A 24837-nucleotide genomic window follows, 5' to 3' on the forward strand; every position below is an offset into this window, starting at 1 on the left:
GCTTCTTTAGCTTGAGGGGGGAAGTTTGTGTATAAAGTAATTGCGAAGAGGCTTTTAAATGCAATTCCGCTTTTATTTGTTATTTCTATTATTTCTTTTCTATTAATAAAACTAGCACCGGGGGATCCAGTTCGAAACTTTGTCACGCCAAACATGAGTCCAATTGATGTTGAGCGTATTCGTAAAAGTTTAGGATTAGATCAACCAATTTACGTGCAGTATTTTTTATGGTTAAAAAACATTTTAACAGGAAACTTTGGTTACTCACTTCAAAATCATCGTCCTGTTTTGGAACTTATCACAGAAAGATTACCTGCAACAATTGGATTAATGGGATCATCTTTACTCGTCTCATTCGTAATTGCAATACCACTTGGACTATTTACAGGTGTGAAAAAGAATTCATTCTTTGACCGCATTGTAAACTTTATTTCATACGTTGGTATTTCTATGCCGGTTTTCTGGTTTGCACTACTATTAGTCTACTTATTCTCTTTAAAATTGAACCTACTTCCGAGTATGGGGATGCGCACCGTTGGTAAAGACTCTGTCTGGGATATTGTGCAACACGGCATTTTACCTTGCATGGTGCTTGCGTTCCAAAACGTATCTGTTTATATGAGATATATTCGTTCAAGTACGATTCAGCAATTAGAAGAAGAATATGTACAAATTCAATATGCATACGGCGCTTCGAAGAAAACAGTGTTATTTAATCACGTACTTCGAAATGTATTAATACCAATCATTACAATTTTCGGATTATCGATTCCAAGTTTAGTAGGCGGAGCGTTTATTACGGAAACAGTATTTTCATGGCCGGGTCTTGGTTCACTTGGGGTAAATGCTATTTTTAGATTTGATTATCCGATTATCATGGCAATTACATTACTATCATCATTCATGTTAATTCTCGGTAACTTAATTGCTGATATTTTATATGGCGTAGTAGATCCGCGCATTCGAATGAGGGGGTGATTTGGAATGAATAATAGGAGATTTCAAACGATAAAACATAGCTTTACGAAAAATAAGTTTGTTGCAATGGGAGTTATTATACTTGCGGTTTTAACGGTCGCATCAATTTTCGCATTCGTATCGCCGTACGATCCTAGTAAAATGTCAATTCCAGATCGCTTACAAGAACCAAGTATGAGTCATCCTTTCGGAACGGATGATTACGGAAGGGATTACTTAACGAGAGCGTTATATGGCGGACGAGTTTCACTTGCGGTCGGTTTCCTTGCGATGGTTGTTTCTATTACAATCGGGACCGCAGTCGGAACAATTAGCGGATATTTTGGAGGAAAGTTAGACAACTTTTTAATGCGAGTTGTTGAAGTACTTATGTCAATTCCATCATTCTTTTTAATGCTACTATTAAATGCGTATTTAAAACCAGGAATTACGACGTTAGTTCTTATTATCGGATTACTAACATGGATGGACACCGCCCGTATTGTAAGGGCAGAAACGTTATCTGTAAAAGAGCGTGAGTACGTTTTATACGCAAAAGTATCAGGACAAAAATCATTTATGATTATTGTAAGACATATCATTCCTAACATTTTATCAACCATTATTATCGCCGCGACATTAACGATTGCGACATCGATTTTAATGGAATCATCACTTAGTTTCTTAGGTTTAGGTATTAGAGAACCAGATTCTTCTTGGGGCAGCATGCTAAACAATGCGCAAGGATATATAGGTGAAGCTTGGTATTTAACGCTCTTCCCAGGATTCCTTATCCTTTTAACGGTACTTAGTTTTAACGTAATTGGTGAAGCATTGAAGAAAGCTTTCGCACCAAAAGGAGCCGGACATGAAAACTAAAGTGTTAAGTGAAAGGAGTGAGAAGCGTGTCTGAAAAACTACTAGAAGTGAAAAATTTAAAAACTTCTTTTTTCATAGAAAGTGGCGAAGTTGAAGCGGTTCGCGGCGTTACATTTCGCTTAAATAAAGGAGAAGTAGTCGGTATCGTTGGGGAATCTGGAAGCGGGAAGAGTGTAATGGCGAAGTCTGTTATGTCTCTCGTTACGTCACCAGGAAAAGTGAAAGAAGGGGAAATCCTTTTTCATAATGAAAACATACTTTCTAAATCTGAAAAAGAATTGCGTTCTATTAGAGGAAATCAAATTTCACTTATCTCTCAAGACCCAATGTCAGCGCTAAATCCGGTCGTGAAAATTGGGAAACAAATGACGGAAGTAATTATACGTCATCAAAAAGTGAAAAAGAAAGAAGCAGAGCAAATCGCAGTTAACTTGTTAAAACAAGTCGGCCTTTCGTCGCCAGAAGAAAGGGTAAAACAATATCCGCATGAACTAAGCGGTGGTATGAAGCAGCGGGTTATGATCGCAATGGCTATGTCGTGTAACCCAGACCTTCTCATTGCGGACGAACCGACGACTGCACTTGACGTAACGATACAAGCACAAATACTAGATTTAATGAAAAACTTAAAAAACGAAACGAATATGGCGTTACTTCTTATTACGCACGACTTAGGAATAGTCGCGCAAAACTGTACGCGCGTTATCGTTATGTATGGCGGACTTATTATGGAAGAAGGACCTGTACTTGATATTTTCCAATCGCCGAATCATCCATATACGAAAGGGTTATTAAACTCTTTGCCAAAAATATCGAACGGCGTAAAAGAAAGACTTGCTCCTATTCAAGGTGTAACACCAAACTTATTAAACCCGCCACAAGGTTGCCCATTCGCAGAGCGTTGCCCGCATGCGATGGACATTTGTGGAAAAGAACGTCCGCCATATTTTGAAATCGGAAATGAAAGACGTTCCATGTGTTGGTTAAATGATAGGGCGGTAGGTGATTTCCATGCATAAAGAAAACTTAATTGAAGTTCGGAACTTAAAAAAGTATTTTCCTATTAAAAAAGGACTATTTGGCAGAAAAACAGAGCAATTAAAAGCAGTCGATGACCTTAGCTTCACCATTAAAAAAGGTGAAACATTCGGATTAGTAGGAGAATCAGGTTGCGGAAAATCAACGACAGGAAGAAGCATCATTCGTTTACACGATGTCACTTCAGGTAACGTTTTATTCGACGGAAAAGATATCGCAAGTTTAAAAGAAAGTGAACTAAAAGAATATCGAAAAAGAATGCAAATTATTTTCCAAGATCCATACGCATCATTAAACCCGGCAATGAACGTATTTCAAATTATTAGCGAACCGATGAATATTCACGGATCTTACGAAAAAGAAGAACAAAAAGAAATCATTTTAGACCTTCTGAAAAAGGTAGGATTAAAAGAAGAACACTTATATCGCTACCCGCACGAATTTAGTGGAGGCCAGCGCCAGCGCATTAGCATCGCGCGCGCACTATCTGTAAAACCAGACTTTATCCTATGTGACGAACCAATCTCAGCACTCGATGTCTCAGTCCAAGCACAAGTCGTAAACATGCTGCAAGACATTCAAGAAGAAACAGGAGTCACATACTTATTCATCGCACATGACCTATCGATGGTAAGGCACATCTCAGATAGAATCGGAGTCATGTACCTAGGAAACATAGTAGAAATTGCCGATAGTGAAGACCTATACACAAAACCGGCACATCCATACACACAAGCACTACTCTCATCTATGCCAGAACCAGATCCAACAAACACAGGCAAAGAACGGATCATCCTAGAGGGAGAAGTACCAAGCCCACTAAACTCACCATCCGGCTGCAAATTCAGAACGCGATGCAAATTCGCCACTGAAAAATGCGCGCAGGAAGTACCGAAAATGGTGGAGATTGCGAAGGGGCATGAGGTGGCTTGTCATTTGTTTTAGAGGGAGAGCACTAGGGGGACCTGGTGCTTTTTTTCTTTGTAGGTGAACGTGATGTGGGATTGGTTGTTAGTTTAGGAGATAACGCGCTCGAAATTTGTCGGTAAATCGATATGTTGTGTCGAAACGTTGATATATTCGGAGTTACGATCGATATAATCGAATAATCGTTGATATATTTTTTTAAAGAGTGGGATTGGTTGTAGATTAATGTAGAAATTTAATGTTTTCGAAAAAAAGAATTGACTTCTATATTAGTTGTAACTAAAATAGTTACATAAAGATGTAATCAATTTAGTTACAACTAATATCTGCTAAAAATATGATTTATATATTTAATTAAGGATGGTGGTCCATACGTTGCCACCCGGTGTAGAAAGTTACTAACACATTCAAATCAATGCATATTCTAAGCTTTAGTATTTTCTGTTACGGGGCAATAAGGTGCAACGTTATCTTTTGTTAAAAACCTTGGTGGATCTTTCTTTGGAAATATTAGTTTTGGGGAAATCTAGTAAGGTATCTAAAAAAAGAACAAGGTATAAAAAGGTGTACTTATATAAACCAAAAATTTAGTTGAGCTGGATAATAAAAAAAAGGTAGGAGATTTAAATGGAGACGAAACAAGATAACCTTATTTACGTATGGGATGCATATTGTGGATGGTGCTATGGTTTTTCAGAAAGTATTAAAGGATTTTACAAAAACCACACTGAAGTGCCATTAACAGTTTTATGTGGAGGGTTATTTTTAGATAATTTACCAATGAAAAACTTCTCATATATAGAAGAAGGAAATAAAAGAATTAATCAACTTACAGGTGCTGAATTTGGTCCTTCATATCAAAAATTGGTGGAGGAAGGGACTTTTAAAATGAATTCGAAAGATGCTGCAATTGGTTTTTCAGCTTTACGCTCATTAGCGCCAGAACGTTTGTTAGAATTCACTTCGGCTATGCAAAAAGCGTTTTATTATGAGGGTCAAAGTCTGAGTGATCCTGAAACATATCGCAAGATTGCAATCGAGCATGGTTTGGACCCTGAACAAGTATTAGAACGTTTAAACGCTCAAGAAACAATAATAGATGTCCAAAATGATTTCAATAAAGTTCGACAGCTTGGTGTTAATAGCTATCCTTCCTTACTTTTACAAAAGGATAATCAAATTATTCCTATTGGTGGTGGCGTAATGACGCCGGATAAAATTGAAGCGCGTTTTAAAAATTTGTATTAAGAAAATTTAGGATATAGTAGCAAACATGTTATCTTAGGCCACCTGACGTTCATCTCCGTAATATTCGCCAGTACTATTACACTTTCAGATAAATGGGAGTGGGAGATTTTATCCCGCTTTAACGGGCAGTAAGACCCCCACCTCAAAATTCAGTGGAAGCAAAGAAGTTAGGTGGGGGATCAACTGTCCGTAAAAGTCCGATTGGTGTGGGCTAATAATCAGTGGGGGATGAACAAAACCCCCACTGATTAAAGTTTCACTTTATCGGAACAAGATAAAAATATGATAATTAGTTAATAACTTTAACAAAAGGAGAATAACATACTATGTTTAAAACAATCGATACAAATCAAAAAGATGTGAAATTAACGGTGTTTAGTTCGGATGAAAAAAGCTTTATGGTCACAGCAACATTAGTTGAGAAAGCAGGACATGCATTTTTAATAAACTCAAAATTTACTCAATCTGATTCGAAAGAAATTGTTGAGTATCTGAAAAAAAACGACTTATCTTTAGATAAAATCTTTATTATTCATGGGGATCCAGACTACTACTTTGGATTAGAGAGCATTAAAGCTGTTTACCCAGAAGCTATAGCGTATGCAACAGAGTCTACTGTTGAACATATCGTTCATTCTGTCTTAGGAAAATTAAAAGTTTGGAAAGACGCCCTTGGAGAAAATGCACCAAGTAACGTGGTATTACCTCAAGTGTTTAAAGAAAAAGCGATTGATTTTCAGGGGTTAACATTTGAACTAGTAGGCTTAGATCATTACAGAACTAGCCTATTTAATAAAGAACTAAAAGTATTAATTGGTGGTATTGATGTATTTAACGAAATACATGTATTCTTAGCGGATACTAGCTCAAAAGCGGCTATGGAGGCGTGGATTGAGAACTTGAAAGTATTACAAGCATTACATGCTGACATAATTGTACCAAGCCATGGATCAATCGAAAAATCCCTAAATAATCAAGCACTTACTGCGACAATGGATTATCTAAGAACTGCGATTCAAGCTTCTGAGGAAAGTGGAACTTCAAAAGATTTTGTGGCAAAACTTGAAGCAGCATATCCAGACTATGCAAATAAAGGTGTATTAGAATTAAGTGCAAAAGTTGTAACAAAAGAAATGCCTTGGGGTTAATGATATGAATAAATATCAAAAACTATTACATGAAACGTATGTGTTAACTGGCGAAGGGAAATTGGATGCGTTCAAAACGTATTTAAGTGAAAATGTATCTTGGACAGAAGCTGCTGGGTTTCCATATGCAGGTACTTATATAGGTCCAGATGAAGTAGTGAAAAACGTACATGAACGCCTTGGCACGGAATGGGATGACTATAGCGCTAAAGATGAAATTTATACTTTTAATAACAATACTGTTATTGTATATGGAAAATATAGTGGAACATATAAAGCTACAGGGAAGTCATTTGTAGCAGATTTTTGTCATCTTTATAAGTTTGATGAGAACGATAAGGTTAAGAAGTTTATTCAAATTGTGGACAGTGCAACTGTTAATGAGGTATTAAGTTAGAGTTAATCGTTTCTAATATGCCTTGTATAAGGGGAGGATAAATGAAATTCCTAACATTACCCCTGACATTACATTTTGGGGAAGGTTTCTCCTTCTTCAAACTTTTTATAGAAGAAAACTTATTTAAGTAGAAGAGGTAGGTATATATGAAATTAGAGAAAAGTTTAATCATAACAATTATTTCTGTATTTATTTTAGGAGTAGTTTCGACTTTGGTATATCAAGCTTCCACCGGTAATAACAAAGGGAACGCAATAAAGAGCGAGAATGTTGCTTCTGTATCAAAAGAAGTGAAAGAAAATGAAAAGAATAAAAAGATGGTAGTTGATTTCTATAATGAAGTTTTTAACAAACATAATATCGATATTATCCCTAAATATGTTAGCGAAGATTATAAGCAACATAATCCTTTTGTTGCTGATGGACGAAAAGCCTTCATGGATTTCTTTAAGGAGGATTTTGTTAAAAATCCTAATTCCTCTGCAGAGATTAAACGTGTAGTAGCTGAAGGGGATACAGTTGCTCTTCATGTACACTCTCGTACTAATTCTCAAGATAAGGGAGTTGCTATAGTGGATATATTTCGTATCAAGGATGGAAAGATTGTCGAACACTGGGATGTAATTCAAGAGATTCCAAGTGAAGCAGCTAATGATAATACGATGTTTTAGATAGAAGATATATCTAATAATTGTTTAATTGATAGTGCGGTATAGAATTTAGAAATTTAGATAATTAGTTATCAAATTTGGAAATCATTTAAAAATAGCATATTAAATGATGGCACAAATTAATACGAAATAGCTCTTTAATAAAAAATCCGACTCATTAAAAAATGAGTCGGATTTTTTATTAAAGAATAGTGCTAATTTTGTGGTTCGGCACCATCTAAATTTGGAAACCATGAAAGTATAGGTATTCTATATCCACGTAAAGTAAAATCGTAATTTTTTCCTTCTTTTATGTTTGCTTGCAGATTCACTGAATTAAACTTCATCATAAGAGGGCTATCCTCATTAGAAATAACTTTTTCAGTTCCATTTTTTTGCTCAACCTAGTACAATCTCACCAGTATAAAAAAGACCACCATTACTGGCAGTCCTTTTTTGGTAGTTTTAGAAATTGAATTATAACATATTAATATACAAATTATAAATATACTTTTCCCAAAGATACTATAAGTTTTTTATAATTCTTGATTTCTCAATTTTCATTGCATGATGAATTTTTCTATAAGTATTAACAACTAACATTAAAATTATCAATCCACTAAATTATCAGAAAAAACTGGTTATCTATATAATCATTTGGTAAAATATAGATATAATTTAAGAGGGTAAAGTTAATATAGATCACTAAGTAATGCTAAGAAAATGTTTTATTGCATAAAAAAAGGCTCCATTGCTGGAGCACTCAAAATAAACAAACGAATTAAAACAAGAAACAGACAATTTAACTATATATATAAAACATAAATAAATCTATATATATGTAAAAATGCATATAAAAACTCTATTTATTGATGCTATAATAGGTTTACTCGATGATTGTTATATTTTTTTATGGTTTTTAAGCAATAAATACCTTCTTAACACCAAGTGTACAAGTAAAAGAAGACATCTTAGGCGATGTCTTCTTTTCTTATATAATAACAACACAATAAAATTAAGATGGTTTAAGTCGGAGGAAGGCACCTTTGGGTGTCTTTTCTTTGTCGAATTTGCCTAATAGGGGCAGCACCACATTGCTATCAAGTTCAAACATAATTTTCATCCAAAACAAAAAAACGAGCTGAATTCACATAAATAACTGTAGAGAGCTAACAATTTTATTTTGGGAGTACTTTAAAATATTAGCTTGATGGTGATGGGAGAGTACCCCTAAAATGTGAATTTACTATATTAATTTGTTTCTAGTCTTAAAAATGAATAAATTTAACATCAATAGGGATTTTGAGATAAGTCATACGAGATACTTGTAAGCCTTAGCTGAAGTGTAAAATTAATTAAATATCTATCAATAGAATAAATCATATTGATAGATATTTAATATTGTAAATCTGCAAGTTCTTGATGTTATTTTAGTTTTTTATTAATTTCAATATATTTTAGGTTCATGAGTACTTACTGGGGATATTATTAGAAATATGTATTGAATTAAATACAAAGTGTATCTAGTATATTGTCTTTTTCTACCTTGTTGATACCAATATATTTCAGTGTAATTTGTAGGGTGCTCTAATTGAGTATTTCTTGCAACATCGCCATATCTTTTGTTTATAGAACCAATATCCAAAGGTTTTTAAATTATATATGAATAAATTATGCCTTCTTAGATAAAGTAAATCGAGTTCAGATAAACGAAGAACATAGAATACATAATTTTAACTAGACTTATTATTAGCTAGTGTATCCCCACCACCAAGCTCCGCCTCGATCTGCGAAGTTTTCGATGACTCATCCATACGCCAATACGTAATAAAGCTGATCGCGATACATCCAGCTACGTAGAAGTAGAAGAGTGATTCCATTCCGATACTCTTTAGCCATAATGCGATGAATTCTGCTGTTCCGCCGAATATCGCAACGGTTAGTGCATATGGTAAACCTACGCCAAGTGCGCGAATTTCAGTTGGGAAGAGTTCTGCTTTTACAATTGCGTTAATGGAAGTGTAACCAGTAACGATAATGAGACCGACCATCATGAGTAAAAATGCTACGATTGGTTCTGTCGTTTTTTCCATGAAGAAGAAGATCGGCGCTGTTAGTAACGTTCCGAGAATACCGAATGCCATTAATAGTGGGCGGCGTCCAATTTTATCGGATAGTAGCCCTGCAATCGGTTGAAGTACGACGAAAATAAGTAGTGCGATAAAGTTAATCCAACTTACAACTTCTTTCGGAAGGCCGACTGTGTTTACCATGAACTTTTGTAAATATGTTGTGTACGTATAAAATGCAACAGTGCCTCCTAATGTTAGGCCGACTACTGTTAATACTGCTTTCGGGTGTTTCATAAGTGCACGAACGGTTCCTGCGCTTTCGCGTTTTTGTGATTTTATGTTTGAGAACTGCTCCGACTCATCCATCGTGCGGCGAAGCCATAATACAGCTACTGCGCCCATCGCTCCAATAATGAATGGAATACGCCATCCCCAAGCTTTCATATCTGGTTCGCTTAGTAATTGCTGAAGAACAATTTGAACACCTAACGCAACCATCTGTCCAGCAACGAGGGTTACATATTGGAAACTTGAATAAAAACCACGGCGTCCACTACTAGCCATTTCAGATAAATACGTTGCGGAAGTTCCATACTCTCCGCCGAGTGACAACCCTTGAAGTAAACGAGCAAGAACTAAAATAATAGGGGCCATAATACCGATACTTTCGTAACTCGGTGTACAGGCAATAATTAAAGAACCACCGGCCATAACTGTAATGGAAAGCGTTAATGCTGCCCGGCGTCCGTGCCGATCCGCATAGCGTCCCATTAATAAACTTCCGATAGGGCGCATTAAAAATCCAACTGCGAAAATAGCTGCTGTGTTCAGTAACTGACTCGTTGGATCTCCTTTAGGAAAGAACTCTGCTGAAAAATAAACAGCGAAAGCAGAGTAAACGTACCAGTCGTACCATTCAATTAAATTGCCGACAGAACCTTTGAAAATATTGCCGGCGACTCGGTTTGATTTTACTTGAGCCATACTAATTCCTCCTCTTGCTTATAAATAAAATAATAATTATGAAAGCGTGTTCATTGTAGTTGAATTGTACTGTTCTTTAAATAAAATCTCAATATTATGACAATTTTATTCTTTTTGTACTTTATGAACATGGATATTTTTAATAGTTGCTTCATTATTAGTTTTGTCATAATAATAGAAAAAGGAGATTGATAGTTTTGAATATTTTATCAAAGGGTATGGGGTATGAAAAAATCACGCAAAGTATCATTACAAACGAAAATAGTAAGCTTAATTATTGCGTTAATTTTATTTGTCGTTCTCCTATTAGCAGGAATGTTTGTTTACATTCAGTCCGTTGATACGAAGCGCCAAGTAGAACAGTTAGCGCTGCAAACAGCTAAATCTCTTTCTTTTATGCCAGCTATAAAAGAGGCTTTTCAAAATAACGAGCATAAAAGTAACATTCAATCTATTGCGGAACAAGTTCGTGAGCAAGCTGGTGCGGATTATGTAATTGTGGAAGATCGCTATGGGGTTATATATTCCCATTCTAATTCTGAGTTGATTGGAACAAAGAGTAACAACCCGTATAACTATGAAGCACTCACTTTTGGTGGGTACTATACGCTCGAAGGAAATGGTACAAGTGGTCCGGCTTTAATGGCGAAAGCACCCATTATTGTTCGTAACGGAGACTACGATCAAGTTGTAGGCGTTGTGACAGTAGAGTTTTTAATAAAAGGCATTGAATCTAACATATTGAGTAGAACGAAAGAAATTATCCTCTTCTCCTTAGCGGTGTTATTAGCCGGCATTGTTGGTGGAATCCTTTTAGCGCGTAGCATCAGGAAAGATACACTCGGTTTAGAGCCGAATGAAATCGCAGCGTTATACCGGGAGCGAAGCGCAATACTACTATCTATAAAAGAAGGAATTATCGCCATTGATCAAAACGGTTTTATTACGATGATGAACACCTCGGCCGAAGAAATGCTTCATGTAAATGATGATTATATGCAGCAGCACATTTCAAAATTTTTACCGAATTTTAATATGGAAAGAGTGCTAGAAACCGATCAAGAAATCGCATTTCAAGATAAAGTGTTTATTTTAAACATGACACCGATACTTGAAAACAACAGTACGGTAGGTGTTGTATGTAGTTTTAGAGATAAAACAGAACTGCAACACCTTGTTAATACGATATCTGAGGTAAGAAAGTATTCCGAGGACTTACGTGCTCAAACACATGAATTTACAAATAAGCTGTTCGTCTTATCGGGATTACTTCAGTTAGGACATTACAAAGAAGCGATTGAATTTATTCAGCAAGAATCTAATATTCATCAAAGTCAAAATCATATTTTATTCCATCAAATTCATGATGCGAAAGTACAAGCAATTTTATTAGGAAAAATCGGAACAGCATCTGAGAAGAAAATCGATTTTCATATTGAAGGAGATAGTGCGCTGCATCCGTTACCAGACCATATAAAAGTTTCGCACCTTATTACGATTCTTGGAAACATAATCGACAATGCATTTGATGCGGTGAGTGAACGAGAGGAAAAGAGTGTTTCCTTCTTTGTTACGGATATTGGACGCGATATTGTATTTGAAGTGATAGATAGCGGGATAGGGATACCGGCAGAAAAAATAACGACCATTTTTCAAAAAGGATTTTCAACGAAAGGAACTGATCGTGGTTACGGGCTAGCAAACGTGAAAGAAATGGTAGATCTACTAGAAGGAACAATTGAAATTCAAAACGAGAAAAATGGGGGAGCTATTTTTACAATTTACCTTCCAAAAACATTGAGAGAAAGTACATAACAAACAGGGGGATGGGCATATGTTGAAGGTTGCAATTGCAGAAGATGATTTCCGCGTCGCACAAATTCAGGAAGAGTTTTTATTAAAAATAAAGGACGTAAAAGTGATTGGAAAAGCATTAAATGCAAAAGAAACGATGGAACTACTACAAAAGGAAGAAATCGATTTACTTCTATTAGATAACTATTTACCAGACGGAATCGGTACAGACTTATTGCCGAAAATCCATGCTGACTTTCCAAACGTTGACGTCATTATGGTAACAGCGGCGAATGAAACCCATATGCTAGAAAAAGCAATTCGAAACGGCGTAAGTAACTACCTTATAAAACCGGTCACGTTAGAAAAATTTGTTCGTACGATTGAAGACTATAAAAGAAAGAAGCAACTATTACATAGTAACAATGAAATAAATCAAGCACTCATCGATAATTTCTTCGGGACTTCGCAAACACAAGACATAAAAAACTTACCGACAGGTGTTGATCCGTTAACACTGCAAAAAGTGAAAGGCATTATAAAAGGATTCGAAGAGGGCATTACAATAGAAGAAATGGGAGAACAAATGGGGGCCTCCAGAACAACCGCAAGAAGATATTTAGAATACTTAGTAGCGACCGGCGAATGCACAGTAGAGTACACATACGGCATTATCGGACGACCAGAACGAAAATACCGAATAGGACGAGGGCTATGAAAAAACGATTATTACTATGTATATGGATCATGACAGGAGCAATAACTGGTTGTTCCTCGGAAAAATCCCAAAAGAATAAAGTAAACATAGAGGGAGTAGAAATCGTTGCGCCAAACGTTCCAGGAGCAGGATGGGACTTAACAGCACGAGCAATGCAAAAAACACTAACAGAAGAAAAAATCTTCACAAAACCAATCACTGTCACAAACAAAGTAGGTGGCAGCGGTGATGTCGGATGGAAATATACGAAACAAAAAGGCGGTCACGTACTGGCGATTAACTCAAGCTTACTCATAACGAACAACCTACTAGGCCACAGTAAACTAACATATAAAGACTTCACACCACTCGTAACACTCGTATCGGACTGGGAAGTCGTTGTTGTATCAAAAGACAGCACCATAGATAACGCAAACGAACTAATGAGACAACTAAAACAAGACAAGAAAAACTTCAAAATCGGCGTTGCCCCAGGCCTAGGAAATGACGATCACCTATCCTTCGTACAAGTAAGCAAAGCCTTCGGTATAAACCCAGCCGAACTACAATTCTTCGTCTACGAAAACAAAGAAAAAATCATAAACGCCCTAACGAACAAACAAATAGGCGCCGCAACCATGACCCTATCCGAAGCCGAAAAGCAATACAAAGCCGGCAAAATAAAAATACTAGCCGTATCCGCACCAAAACGCCTAGACCGACTACCAGAAATCCCAACATGGGAAGAACAAGGCATCGACGTCATATTCCAACACTGGAAAGGAATCGTGGGCCCGAAAGATATGACGGAGGAAGAGGTTGCTTATTGGGATGGTGTTATTAAGAAGATGGTAGAGAGTGAGAGTTGGAAGGGGATTTTGAGGGAAAGAGGGTGGAATTCTTATTATAAGGATAGTGGGGAGAGTAGGGGGTTTTTGGAGGAGAGTAATTTAGGGTATGGAGAGTTGATAAGAGGAATTGGTTTGAGATGATGGGAGATAGGACGCCTACAATAAGAGTTTTATATAAATAACAAAACACCTTCTTATTACATGTACTAAGCATGTGAGGTAAGAAGGTGTTTTTAGGGTATAGAGATTATAGATTAAGGTAAATTATTCGTTAATGTTATTGGCAACAACAGAAGCAACATAAGAATTATTCAACCAATAACACTGCTTTGTAATGTGTTGACCATCAGGTAAAGTTACTTTATCAGCGCCGTTGCGAGCTTTTGGTCTGATATGCGCGACACCGTTGAAGTTTATTTTTGGTAGGTTATTTGCTTCGACGATTTTATCACCACGTTTTTTATATTTAATTTCAATACCCTCATGTATTACTTTATTAACTTCTTCCCATAGTTCACGTATTTCTTTCTCTATTGTAGGGACCGGCATGTTCCAAAGCTTAATACCTTTAAAGTAAAGTTTACGGTTTGGATTCTCCTTTTTTGTTTGGTTAAATTCAAAAATTACAAATAAAAACTTTGTTTGATAGAAGCGCTCTCGAATTTCGCTCTCTTCCCATGATTCGTTTGTCCATTGATGAAAATCAATTGTTTCAAATGACATGCTTTGTTCGGGTTTTCCATTGGGCTCTAAACGAACTGTTTTAAATTCTATATTAGCTTTCGCAAATTCTTCAATTTTATCGAGTCGAGTTCCTTTAATACCAAGTAAATAGCTCACTAATAATGGAACAAAGCTTTTGGTTGCAGGTTTGTAATCAATAGATAATTCTTGAGCGATTTCTTGATCAGTTAAGCCTATGTAATTTTCAAATTTTGAATAAAGGATTTCTTCTAAAGATTTTCCTTTTAGTTCATTTGTTGTTGTAAAACTTACTAGTTCTTCGTTTAGGTGATACCTGCGAACTAGTGCTGTCATATAAGAAGGCTTTAACGAAAAAGCTCTTTGCATTGCTGGAATTTCAGAATGCGGTTGTGAGCGAAGTGAATTTTTATTGGAACCTTTTGTACAAGCTCCTAAATAGTTTGTATCACCTTCGGATAATTCATGTGCTTTGCCGGCACGAATTTTATTTACGATGGTTTCCCAGTCTTGTTTAATTATTTCTAAATCAGCTTCAGGATAGGTGAACAGGAGGCTTTTTGTAATATGAAAATCTTTACGGTCTACGCCAGGTACCCATTCATAGAACATTAGTAGTAGCTTTTCGTTTTTTTTCCAAAAGCTTGATGTCTCAAAATGTGTATGAACTTCTTCCATATAGTTGATAATATTTAAGACTAGCCGTTCTTTGGCTGATAATGAACCGTTTTTATTTTGTTTAAATGCAGTTACTTTGAGTTCAATACCAAGATGTTTAAAGTCAGCTTCTGCGTTTGAATTTACTTCATATCCAAAGAAGCTTTCCTCGATTACTTGCCCTAGCCCACCTTTTGATTTTGCATTTGCGAGTCGGTCAGTTGTGTCGATTTCACCAAATGTTTTTCCTTCAGCTTCATGTGCTTTTTTCATTAGTTCTTCTATTGTAGTGTAGTCCATAATAATCTCCTTTCTGTATCCAGTGCTGTGGTGTATGATTTTAAACAATACATATTAAAGTTATGCTATAATAAAAAGCTGTTTCAAATTTATATAAGTAAAATTTATAAGAGGGAAAAGACAGTTTATATTATTAGATAACAGTCATATTGAATTTATTCAATATGAGTTATGTCCTTTATAATATTGATAAAGTGCGAACAATTTTCTTAATTGGTACAAGCCAAACAAGGAAATACAAAAAAGTACGGTTCTTGAAATGTTATAGTTGATCTTTTCCTCACTTTTTATTATAATGAAGCATAGATAAATAAAATACCGAAAGGATGTTCGTGTATTTATGGTGAAAGTAGTAGAACTTTTCGCGGGAGTAGGAGGTTTTAGATTAGGACTAGAAGCAAACGAAAACTTTGAAGTTCTTTGGGGAAACCAGTGGGAGCCCTCAACTAAAGCACAACATGCATTTAATTGTTATGCAACTCGCTTTGAAAATAAAGGAATACATGTAAATAGAGATATAGCGGAAGCTTGGCCGGAAATACCTGAGCATGATTTATTAGTAGGAGGATTCCCTTGCCAGGACTATTCTGTAGCACGTACTTTATCGAATGAAAAAGGAATACAAGGGAAAAAAGGTGTTCTTTTTTGGGAGATAATGAACATAGTTAATTCTCGCAAGCCAAGATTTGTTTTGTTAGAGAATGTAGATAGATTATTGAAGTCACCTGCAAAACAAAGAGGTCGTGATTTTTCTATTATGCTGGCTAGCTTTAGAGATGCAGGTTATGTAGTGGAATGGAGAGTCATTAACGCTGCTGATTATGGAAATTCTCAAAGAAGACGAAGAGTATTTATTTTTGCGTATTTAAAAGAATCTCATTTCACATCTGTTCAAAGTAAAATGAAGCCTTTAGAGATATTGTGTGAAAATGGATTCTTCGCTCCGATTTTTAAAGTGCATGAAGCGCCTGAGGAAAACAAAAAAAGAGGGCAATTTGAGTTGCCGGTCGATATTATTGAGGTTTCTGATACATTTAAAGCTGAATACTATAATTCTGGCGTAATGATAGATGGACAAGTATATACGGAAGAATTAGTTCCAGTAACTGAAAGTCCAGAGACTTTAGGTGAAGTTGTTCAAAAAGTATATGATAAATTTGGTCCTGCAGATGAATCATATTATTTGAAAATGGATAAGGTTAACAAAAAGGGAAGAACGGAATTTGAGGAACTTAAGTACCTTAAAGGTCCTAAAAAAGAAGAAAGAGTATCAAAGGCGACGGGGCATAAATATTTCTATTCTGAGGGAGGAATGGCTTTCCCGGATGATTTAAATAAGCCTGGACGTACAATGTTAACAAGTGAAGGAACATGTAATAGGAGTTCACATGTAATCGAAGATCCTTATACAAAAAGACTAAGATATTTAACACCAGTTGAATGTGAATTGTTAAATGGCTTCCCGATGGACTGGACGAATACAGGAATGCCACAAAGAAACAGATACTTTTGTATGGGAAATGCTTTAGTGGTTGGTTTGGTGAAGCAAATGGGTCAAAGGATTTTAGAGATTAACGAAGAAGAAGAGAAGATGGATAGTATTGTGCAATTGAGTTTGTTTTAATAAATAAGGGAATGAGTATAGTGGATTAATTCACTATACTTTTTTTGTGGAGAATAATTATACTAAGAGGACAAACGAAATCGAGATGAAAAATTCGAATAATTGGAGTATTGTTTGTGGTATGGATTGAAGCGTAATAATGATATTTACATTGAAAGGTTTTAGAGGAATAATAATTTTAGATTGCTAAAAAGTAAAAAATTGAGATTTGAGTAGGGAAGATAAAATTATGCTAATCTTAATAGAAGATAACTAAGGGTGGAATATAGAGGTGTAAAGTTTGAAAATATTTGTTGAACAGTATCGATATAAGAAAGGATTACTGTATGAATTGTTTGAGCCAAGATTTATAAAAGATGTGGATGAAAATCATGCGGTATTGCAATGTGTAGGTTTTTATACAAATAATGCACGAGAAATTTATATAGTCTTACCAAAATTATTTGAGAAAGATGGCAAATTATTTAATGATATAGATGCAGAGGAGTTTGCGCAACAGGACTATAGAAATGTGTTAAAGGGGAATAAAGAAAAAGTAGTTTTTGTTCATGATTTTACTATACTTCTTTTTCAAACTTTAATGAAATATCAACGGGAAAATAAAAATGAGCACCCAGACGAGTTATCTGTTTTATCAAATATGGAAGCCAAGAAATTGTCCATGATTGAAACAACCTTTTCTGTAATCAAGTTTCATAAACAAAATCAACACCTGTATATTAAGGAAAAGGGTATTGATAAAAAGAAGACAAATAAAATTCATTGGAATAAAACAATAAAAAAGAATATGCCAGTTATGTATGATGAAAATGTACATTATTTTCATTTCAAATACTCGAATTCAAGACTTAGTCAGAATGATATTGTTTTAATGGTATTTTATTCACTCTTAAATAAGATAAAGTGCACTTATAATATAAATATATCTTTAGATAGTCACTTACCAATTATGCCATTAAGAGAGTTTATAAAATTTGAAAGAAAAATTCCAAAGATTTTAAAGAATATACGGAGCCTTTATATTAGGGATGATATGAAACAGCTAGTTAAATTATTAAATGCATATTATCAATATGAATCTATTAGTGCGAAAAAAGATAGTGTTGGATATATAGTAGTTTTCAATTTTAATTTGTTATTTGAAGATATGGTCAATGAGATTTTATCAGATAAAGAGCATCTAGCAGTTTTAAAAGTACAAAAGGATGGGAAAATTATTGACCATATTTTTAGCGGGAAATCTTTTGTAACAGGAAGTAAAATCTTCTTTATTGGAGATTCGAAATACTATAAAGGGGAAACTGTACATACAAACTCTATATTTAAACAATTTACGTACTCAAGAAATATCATTCAGGAATTCGAAAAAAATCGCGGTTATTTTGATAAACATAATATTCTCTTGCGTGAAGATTTTTCTAGGGGGTATGATGCGATACCTAACTTTTTTGTATTTGGAGATATAAATCATGAAGAATATAAAAAAATCCCAGAAATACCGATAGTTCCTTTTAACCAACCATTAATAACAAAGCAATTTGAAAATGTTTTTTTTGATAGAGATACTTTTCATATTTTTTACTTTAAGGTAAATCTGTTATTTTTGATGAAAGCATATACGATTAAAACTCAAAAAATAAAACAACAATATCAATCATTGTTTAGAAAAATAGTAAGAACAAGAATTGCTGATTATTATAATCATGTGTATGACATGTTTATATTGCAAGAAGAAACCCTCAAAAACTTTATAAAGAGTAATTACTACATATTTTGGGGAAAGGTGTTTTTTATAGGAGAAGATAGAGCAGTTTTAGTGTTAGAAAAAAACAAGGAAGATTCAAATTTAGTAAAAGAATGTGTTAAGTCCAATAGTAATATTTTAATAAATTCCATTGTTTTTAAATAAAGATAAGAGGTGTTTTTTTATGTTACCGAATCTATCACATCAAATAATATTTTATGGACCACCAGGAACAGGAAAGTCCTATACTATTAAGCAAATAATGGACCAATTTGGTATACCAGAAGATAATGTATTCCGAACTGTATTTCATCCAGAATATGATTATAGTGATTTTGTAGGAACCTATCGACCTATTATGGAAAGATTAGAAAATAAGGAAGAACGATTGAATTATAAATTCATACCTGGAATATTGTTGCGTTCCTATTTAGAAGCATGTATACAGGATGATCCGGTTATTTTAGTAATTGATGAAATTAACCGAGGGAATTGCAGTGCCATTTTTGGTGACTTTTTTCAGTTGTTAGATAGAAATTCAATGACGGGTGAATCACAGTATAGTATTAATGTTCCTTTAGAAATGAGTGAGTTCATAAAAGAACAGTTGTTATTAGAAGAAGATGGGGAACATTTAAAGTTGGCGTTCCCAAGTAATTTTTATATCTTTGCTACAATGAATACATCGGATCAATCTGTATTTCCAGTAGATTCTGCCTTTATAAGAAGATGGTCGTGGCGATATCAAGGAATTAACTATCAAGATGCAGCAAACTTTTATATTAAAGTTACGGAAGAATATTATTCGTGGGAAGATTTTCTAAGGAAGATAAACGCCAAAATCTATTCTATTACGGAAAGTGAAGATAAACAGTTAGGAAATCGTTTTATTATGCCAGCCGGAAATAGTGCAGTAATCCATACCCAAAGTTTTGTAGAAAAAGTATTATTCTATTTATGGAATGAAATATACAAGCATGAAGATTCATCTAATGAGGATTATATTTTTAAATATACAAACCATATAAATGAACTTGAAAAGGAAGAAATTGAATTTACATTTAGTCAATTATTTGGCGAGGACTTTGAGGGGATTTTAAAAGGATTTATGGATTATAATGAGGTTTCAATGGTGGATGTAGAGGAAGAAGGGTTAGAAATTGAAGATGAATTCCCTGAAAAATCACCATTTGGTTACAGAAAAATTCCTGAGAGAGAAATCCCTTTAGATACTATACTGTATTTGACGTATAAGGGTATTAAAGCAAGTGGATTATGTAAAGGAAAGAATGATAACCGAGATAACTATCAGATACTAGTTCAAAAAGGTTCTCAGATGGTCCTAAATGTTCACAAGAATATGCCAGATGCTTTTCATGAAACTAGGGATAAGTTAATTGCAGAAGAAATTATAGTGAAGCGAGAGACTTATTACGAATTTGTGCAAGATAAATTATTTGATACACCTAGTGAAGCGGCAGGAGTTATTGGTGGAAAGAGATTGACAGGAACTACAAAGTGGAAATCCGAGGATGGAAGAAGTCTTAATGAGTTAATGGGGAAGAAATAATACGATAAATATTATTATGAAGCGTTTGTTGGTTTATATAAGTGGCGTAATTGTTGTAATTTGGAGAAGTAGTTAAACTACCTCTTTAAATTTATTTTGGCAAGGCTTGTGTAAACTTTATGGAAATATTATATATAAAAATGTTTATATTTCCCATTACCTTGAAGTATAAAGGTTAGATATATTTGAGAGTTTGTAGAATTAGTTTAAGGATAGATTGTGATTCGATTTTATTAAGTAAAATAGAGTATATAATTTTAAAATAAAAATTTACTAACATATTAATAAGAAAAGAGGAGTTTAATGTGTTCAAAAATCTAATATATTTTGATTCAAATAAAGTAAAAGAGTATAGGGCAATATTAGAAGGAAAAAAACACGTGGATATAAAAAAAGTCAAAGTAAGCTCCGGTAAATCCCTAAATGCTAAAGTATCAGTACTTTCAGGGGGGATTAATGGGAGTAATGAAATGGAAGGAGAAATATTAGAGAATTTAATACTTGATTGCAACGAATTTGAAGAGTTGCTTGAAAGTAATAGTAAAGATAATTATTTTGATTTTTTAGCGAGTGACTGTGATGCTGAAACAATATCTAGAACATCTATCATTCGTTTTGAGGGGGATTTTAGGATTCCTACAGAATTTGATATGATGGATTTAATTAACAAATTTAAACCTATGTTAACTTCGAGTATGAACCTACAAAATGTTCAAGAAGAAGAGATATTTAATAGTATTTTTACAAAGGAAAGTACAAAAATTCCAGCTTTCCTTGATTGTGATTATTTTGAAAAAAGGGTAGGTTTTGCAAAATTAAACTCGAATAACCTGTGTTATGAATTAGAGCATCTGGAAGATTTTGAAGATGAAGATGTAACAATAATCGCAAAAGTGCTATCAAGAAAAAATGTAACTGATAAACCTATTGTTGTTTTCGATGTTATGAAAGATTTATTTTCTTTAAGCCGAGGGATTAGAAGACAAATTGGTGAACAAGAAATTGAGGGCATACAAAGTATCCGAAGTGATAAAAATATTCTAATACTAGAAATTTTAGCAATTTATCAATAGCAGTTAGTTTAAATTTTTTTCGATTCGAAAAAATGATTGGAAAAATATTGGGACTGATTAGAGTCTAAATGTTACTCCAGGAATTTATAAGTAGCACAAAGATGGATAGAAGAAATCAAAAGGGTTAATTATCAAAAAATGGTAAAGTGTGGTGCGACTGAATGGTATCTATAAAAAATGTTGAAATTGAAATTATATTGGATGGAGAAATTGAAGGACTTAATTTCTTTGTTACAAACTATTCAGACAATGAATATTGTACTGAGTCTGGATTAACTTTAATGGCAATTACTGATAATAAAGCCTATTGTTATGATGCTAAAAGAGTTGATAATGGTAATTTTTTAAACGAGTATACAGAAACGATAATACAACTTTTTATTAATGAGTATAATAAATCAGTTAAACGTATGATTGAAAATCTAGAAAGTGGGATTGAGTCAACTCAAGAAACTACAGAAAATGATCCCAATATAACTATACCATATGACCCAAATTCTATAAGGGTAACACAAGGGCGTTTTTCTTTAAGGGAAATATTTGAAATGATTAATGGTACAGAATATGATGAATCTATATTAGATTTATCACCGGATTTTCAAAGAAATTATGTATGGGATTATACGAGAAAGTCTCGATTAATTGAATCAATTTTATTAAAGATTCCTTTGCCTGTATTTTATCTAGCTAGAAATAAAGAAGGGAAATATCAGGTTGTAGATGGTGTACAACGTTTATCGGTTATAAATGAATTTTTCTCAAATGGTTTTAAGTTAAGAAATTTAGAATATTTAAAAGAAGAATGTGACAAACGATATTTTCAAAAAGAGAATAGTTCTTCATTGCATCCGAAGTTTGTGAGACATTTAAGATCATATCAAATAGATTGTAATATTATTGAACCGGATACACCAAATAGAGTTAAATCAGATATATTTAAAAGGTTAAACACCGGTGGTAGGAGCTTGAATAATCAAGAAATTAGAAATTCAATATTAATAAAGGAATCAAGAGATTTTGTTAGGGACTTAGCAAATTCGAGTGAGTTTAAATTGGCAACAAATAATAGTGTTAAATCAAAAAGGATGATGGATCAAGAATTAGTGATTCGATTTATTGGTTTTTATTTTTTATATAAACGACCAGATTGGTTTCCACAACTTCGTTATAATGGAATTATGGATGAATTTTTAGATAATGTGGTTGAAATTTTAAACAATGAATTTAAATCTGTTCCTTTTAATACTATAAAATCAGATTTTTTGTTAGCGATGAAAAATGCTTTTGTTTTATTTGAAGAGTATGCTTTTAGGAAAGTGAGAATTGATTACAATGAATATTATAAAAATATGATTAATAAATCTTTGTTTACCGCTTTCTCGGTGCTACTTTCAAATTATGATGAGTGTATTGTTGAAAGAAAAGGTAGTGTTATTAAAGAGTTTGCAATATGGTTACAAAAAGAGGATTATCTTTTTGAATCAATCACGTATGGTACAAATGATAGGCTAAGGGTTGATACAACATTTATGCTTGTTGAAGAATTTCTAGCTAAAACTTTTGGAGGTAGCAATGATTAAGAGTATAAAAATTAAAAATTTTAAATGTTTTAAAGAAAATGAAGTGAAGATGAAAAAAGCAAACCTTTTGTTAGGTACTAATTCAGGAGGTAAATCTTCATTTATTCAGGCACTATTACTTTCGAAAATGTCCTTAGACTGTGGTATGCAGGAAGGGGAAAGTATAGACTTAATAACTAATAAGTATGGATTAAATTTATACTCATTTGATGAGATTATTTATGAAGATGCTTTAGAGAATTTTTTTAGTATGGAATTAAAATATGGAGAGTGTACATCAACTATCGAATATGCATCAACTGATGACAATAATGTTGTTAAATTGAATTTTACTGGTGAAGTAAATAAACTTACCAATACATTATTATACTTGAGTGCAGATAGATTGATTTCTAGGTATCAAAAAAGTGGAGATATTCACAATATAGGTTTAGGTAAAGATAATGAATACTTAGGTTATATTATTGAGAAAGGTCGCCAAGACAAATTTATAAAAATTGATAAGAGGCGTAATCATTGGAATCATGAAGATACTAGTATTTTAGATATACAGATAAACGATTGGTTGAACTATGTATTACCTAAAAGTAGAGTAACTGCAACAAATAAAGGTACAGATAATCATTTTTCTTTATTGTTTGGTGAAAAAGATTCATTACACCAAACCAATGTAGGTTATGGGATTTCCTTTATTTTACCCATAATTGTTGCGGGGCTAATAGCAGATGAGGGGTCCATATTGATTGTTGAAAATCCAGAATTACATTTACATCCTAAGGCGCAATCTAATATTGCTGCTTTTTTAGCGGTGATTGCAGCATCAGGAGTGCAGTTGGTTATTGAGACACATAGTGAGCATATCGTTAATGGATTTAGAAAAGCTATATTACATGATAAAAATCCGTTAAAATCGTCGGATTTAATTATAAATTATTTTAATGTGGATAAAACTTGTGGTATTGAAGAAATCATACTAAATGATAAAGCAGAAATAACTCATTGGCCGGATGGTTTTATGGATCAAGAAGAAAATGATTTATTTGAAATTAGAAAAATGAGGTTGAAAAAATAATGGGAAAAATGGTACTTAAAAACGAAACGTTTTTGGAACTATTGAAGGGTAGTGAAAATAAATTAAGTGATTTTGTTTCAATTCTAGAATTATTAAAAGACTTATCATATACAGTCATTTTATCTGATCAATTTGTAGAAGAAATTTATAATGTACTAGGTACTTCGAAAGGTAAAGAAGATATAAAAATTATAAATAAAATATTTGAAAAGATGTTTAGGCATGTAGAAATGAAAGAGCAAAATGATTATATAAGAAAAATTAATAATTTAGTAAAGGAAGAATCAAATTCATTTAAGGAGATATTAAGAAATGAAAAATATTTTGATCATGATGTTAATGAAATAGGCTATATGTTGGATATTGGAGTTAATTTAAGAAATATATTTGAAGTAGAACTTCTAAAACAAGTTCTTTTATTATTTTCTAAACGAATTAATGATATAAATGATTTTGTACAAGAATTAAAATTAATCTTTCCTGACGTTGTATTTGATGAAAATCTTGAAAAGTCAATGGAAGAGCTAAATGATGGGTTTGATGTGAGGAAAAACGAAATCATTTATCATTTATATTGTATCCAGAAGGAAATACCTGAAATTATTAGTAGGGGTATAAGTGGATATAAAAATATTGGAGAGGTCATGTCTGTGGATTGTAGCCCTGAACGAAGTAGAGGAACAGTTAAAGACAAATTAACAAAACAAGTTAATGGAGTAGATATAAATTGTGAATTACATACAAAAATGAAAATCGTATCTACTAAGGCACCAGATAGAATATATTTTTGTCCTTGTATTCCAAAAGGTATTGATAGTGAGTTGGAAGGGAAAATTTTAATTTATAAAATTACAAAACATGTTTAGTAGATTC

Annotated in this window: 20 protein-coding genes and 1 pseudogene; 18 read left to right on the forward strand and 3 right to left on the reverse strand. The window is 33.5% G+C overall.

Going from position 1 to position 24837, the window contains the following annotated elements:
- The first annotated feature begins 27 nt into the window (after window positions 1-27).
- From AC3EMB_RS04875 to AC3EMB_RS04910, 8 genes are all read left to right on the forward strand, one after another.
- Complete coding sequence (locus AC3EMB_RS04875) at window positions 28-978, forward strand: ABC transporter permease (RefSeq protein WP_000278778.1); 951 nt, start codon at window positions 28-30, stop codon at window positions 976-978.
- A gap of 6 nt (window positions 979-984) precedes the next feature.
- Window positions 985-1836 (forward strand): ABC transporter permease, encoded by an 852-nt coding sequence (locus AC3EMB_RS04880; protein ID WP_029441726.1) that lies wholly within the window; start codon window positions 985-987, stop codon window positions 1834-1836.
- A gap of 26 nt (window positions 1837-1862) precedes the next feature.
- Window positions 1863-2855 (forward strand): ABC transporter ATP-binding protein, encoded by a 993-nt coding sequence (locus AC3EMB_RS04885; protein ID WP_069355074.1) that lies wholly within the window; start codon window positions 1863-1865, stop codon window positions 2853-2855.
- A complete protein-coding gene (locus AC3EMB_RS04890) occupies window positions 2848-3819 on the forward strand; it encodes an ABC transporter ATP-binding protein (RefSeq protein WP_488517525.1) in 972 nt (323 codons plus the stop codon). Before AC3EMB_RS04885 ends, AC3EMB_RS04890 begins: the two co-directional genes overlap by 8 nt.
- A gap of 609 nt (window positions 3820-4428) precedes the next feature.
- Window positions 4429-5049 carry a DsbA family protein gene (locus AC3EMB_RS04895; RefSeq protein WP_061660960.1) on the forward strand — a complete coding sequence of 207 codons (621 nt, stop codon included), beginning with the start codon at window positions 4429-4431 and terminating at the stop codon, window positions 5047-5049.
- A 326-nt stretch (window positions 5050-5375) separates the two neighbouring features.
- Window positions 5376-6197: an MBL fold metallo-hydrolase gene (locus tag AC3EMB_RS04900; RefSeq protein ID WP_488517526.1), complete on the forward strand. Its 822-nt coding sequence runs from the start codon at window positions 5376-5378 to the stop codon at window positions 6195-6197.
- Window positions 6198-6201: 4 nt separating this feature from the next.
- The gene (locus tag AC3EMB_RS04905; protein WP_001046367.1) at window positions 6202-6594 is read left to right on the forward strand and encodes a nuclear transport factor 2 family protein; all 393 of its coding nucleotides are present in this window, start codon (window positions 6202-6204) and stop codon (window positions 6592-6594) included.
- A 146-nt stretch (window positions 6595-6740) separates the two neighbouring features.
- A complete protein-coding gene (locus tag AC3EMB_RS04910) occupies window positions 6741-7265 on the forward strand; it encodes a nuclear transport factor 2 family protein (RefSeq protein WP_065482361.1) in 525 nt (174 codons plus the stop codon).
- Between the two features lie 1485 nt (window positions 7266-8750).
- On the opposite strand, the pseudogene AC3EMB_RS04915 reads toward AC3EMB_RS04910, so the two are convergent.
- Together AC3EMB_RS04915 and AC3EMB_RS04920 are read right to left on the reverse strand one after the other, a co-directional pair.
- Window positions 8751-8893: pseudogene (locus AC3EMB_RS04915) on the reverse strand (tyrosine-type recombinase/integrase); the annotation flags it as partial.
- An 84-nt stretch (window positions 8894-8977) separates the two neighbouring features.
- The gene (locus AC3EMB_RS04920; protein ID WP_488517527.1) at window positions 8978-10300 is read right to left on the reverse strand and encodes an MFS transporter; all 1323 of its coding nucleotides are present in this window, start codon (window positions 10298-10300) and stop codon (window positions 8978-8980) included.
- A 225-nt stretch (window positions 10301-10525) separates the two neighbouring features.
- On the opposite strand from AC3EMB_RS04920, the gene AC3EMB_RS04925 reads away from it, so the two are divergent.
- The 3 genes from AC3EMB_RS04925 to AC3EMB_RS04935 are packed head-to-tail and all read left to right on the forward strand — an operon-like array spanning window position 10526 to window position 13783.
- Window positions 10526-12115 (forward strand): ATP-binding protein, encoded by a 1590-nt coding sequence (locus AC3EMB_RS04925; protein ID WP_488517528.1) that lies wholly within the window; start codon window positions 10526-10528, stop codon window positions 12113-12115.
- A 19-nt stretch (window positions 12116-12134) separates the two neighbouring features.
- Window positions 12135-12812 (forward strand): response regulator, encoded by a 678-nt coding sequence (locus tag AC3EMB_RS04930; RefSeq protein WP_488517529.1) that lies wholly within the window; start codon window positions 12135-12137, stop codon window positions 12810-12812.
- On the forward strand, window positions 12809-13783 hold the full coding sequence (locus AC3EMB_RS04935) for a tripartite tricarboxylate transporter substrate binding protein (protein ID WP_488517530.1): 975 nt from the start codon (window positions 12809-12811) through the stop codon (window positions 13781-13783). Before AC3EMB_RS04930 ends, AC3EMB_RS04935 begins: the two co-directional genes overlap by 4 nt.
- A 123-nt stretch (window positions 13784-13906) precedes the next feature.
- Here the strand turns inward: AC3EMB_RS04935 and AC3EMB_RS04940 are convergent, their stop codons facing one another.
- Entirely contained in the window at window positions 13907-15301 is a 1395-nt protein-coding gene (locus AC3EMB_RS04940; protein WP_488517531.1) for a Sau3AI family type II restriction endonuclease, read from the reverse strand.
- 340 nt (window positions 15302-15641) lie between these two features.
- On the opposite strand from AC3EMB_RS04940, the gene dcm reads away from it, so the two are divergent.
- From dcm to AC3EMB_RS04975, 7 genes are all read left to right on the forward strand, one after another.
- Window positions 15642-16925 (forward strand): DNA (cytosine-5-)-methyltransferase, encoded by a 1284-nt coding sequence (gene dcm / locus AC3EMB_RS04945; RefSeq protein ID WP_488517532.1) that lies wholly within the window; start codon window positions 15642-15644, stop codon window positions 16923-16925.
- Window positions 16926-17205: 280 nt separating this feature from the next.
- Complete coding sequence (locus tag AC3EMB_RS04950; RefSeq protein ID WP_327904997.1) at window positions 17206-18834, forward strand: LlaJI family restriction endonuclease; 1629 nt, start codon at window positions 17206-17208, stop codon at window positions 18832-18834.
- Window positions 18835-18853: 19 nt separating this feature from the next.
- Complete coding sequence (locus tag AC3EMB_RS04955) at window positions 18854-20239, forward strand: DUF4357 domain-containing protein (RefSeq protein WP_488517533.1); 1386 nt, start codon at window positions 18854-18856, stop codon at window positions 20237-20239.
- Window positions 20240-20544: 305 nt separating this feature from the next.
- Window positions 20545-21312 carry a DUF6414 family protein gene (locus tag AC3EMB_RS04960; RefSeq protein WP_151629399.1) on the forward strand — a complete coding sequence of 256 codons (768 nt, stop codon included), beginning with the start codon at window positions 20545-20547 and terminating at the stop codon, window positions 21310-21312.
- 161 nt (window positions 21313-21473) lie between these two features.
- Window positions 21474-22892, forward strand: coding sequence for a GmrSD restriction endonuclease domain-containing protein (locus AC3EMB_RS04965; RefSeq protein ID WP_151629398.1), 1419 nt, complete (start codon window positions 21474-21476; stop codon window positions 22890-22892).
- A complete protein-coding gene (locus tag AC3EMB_RS04970; RefSeq protein ID WP_151629397.1) occupies window positions 22885-23964 on the forward strand; it encodes an AAA family ATPase in 1080 nt (359 codons plus the stop codon). The genes AC3EMB_RS04965 and AC3EMB_RS04970 overlap by 8 nt, the downstream gene beginning before the upstream one ends.
- Window positions 23964-24830: a hypothetical protein gene (locus tag AC3EMB_RS04975; protein WP_151629396.1), complete on the forward strand. Its 867-nt coding sequence runs from the start codon at window positions 23964-23966 to the stop codon at window positions 24828-24830. The genes AC3EMB_RS04970 and AC3EMB_RS04975 overlap by 1 nt, the downstream gene beginning before the upstream one ends.
- Window positions 24831-24837 lie beyond the last annotated feature (7 nt).

This window comes from Bacillus sp. LQ16 (assembly GCF_057784645.1).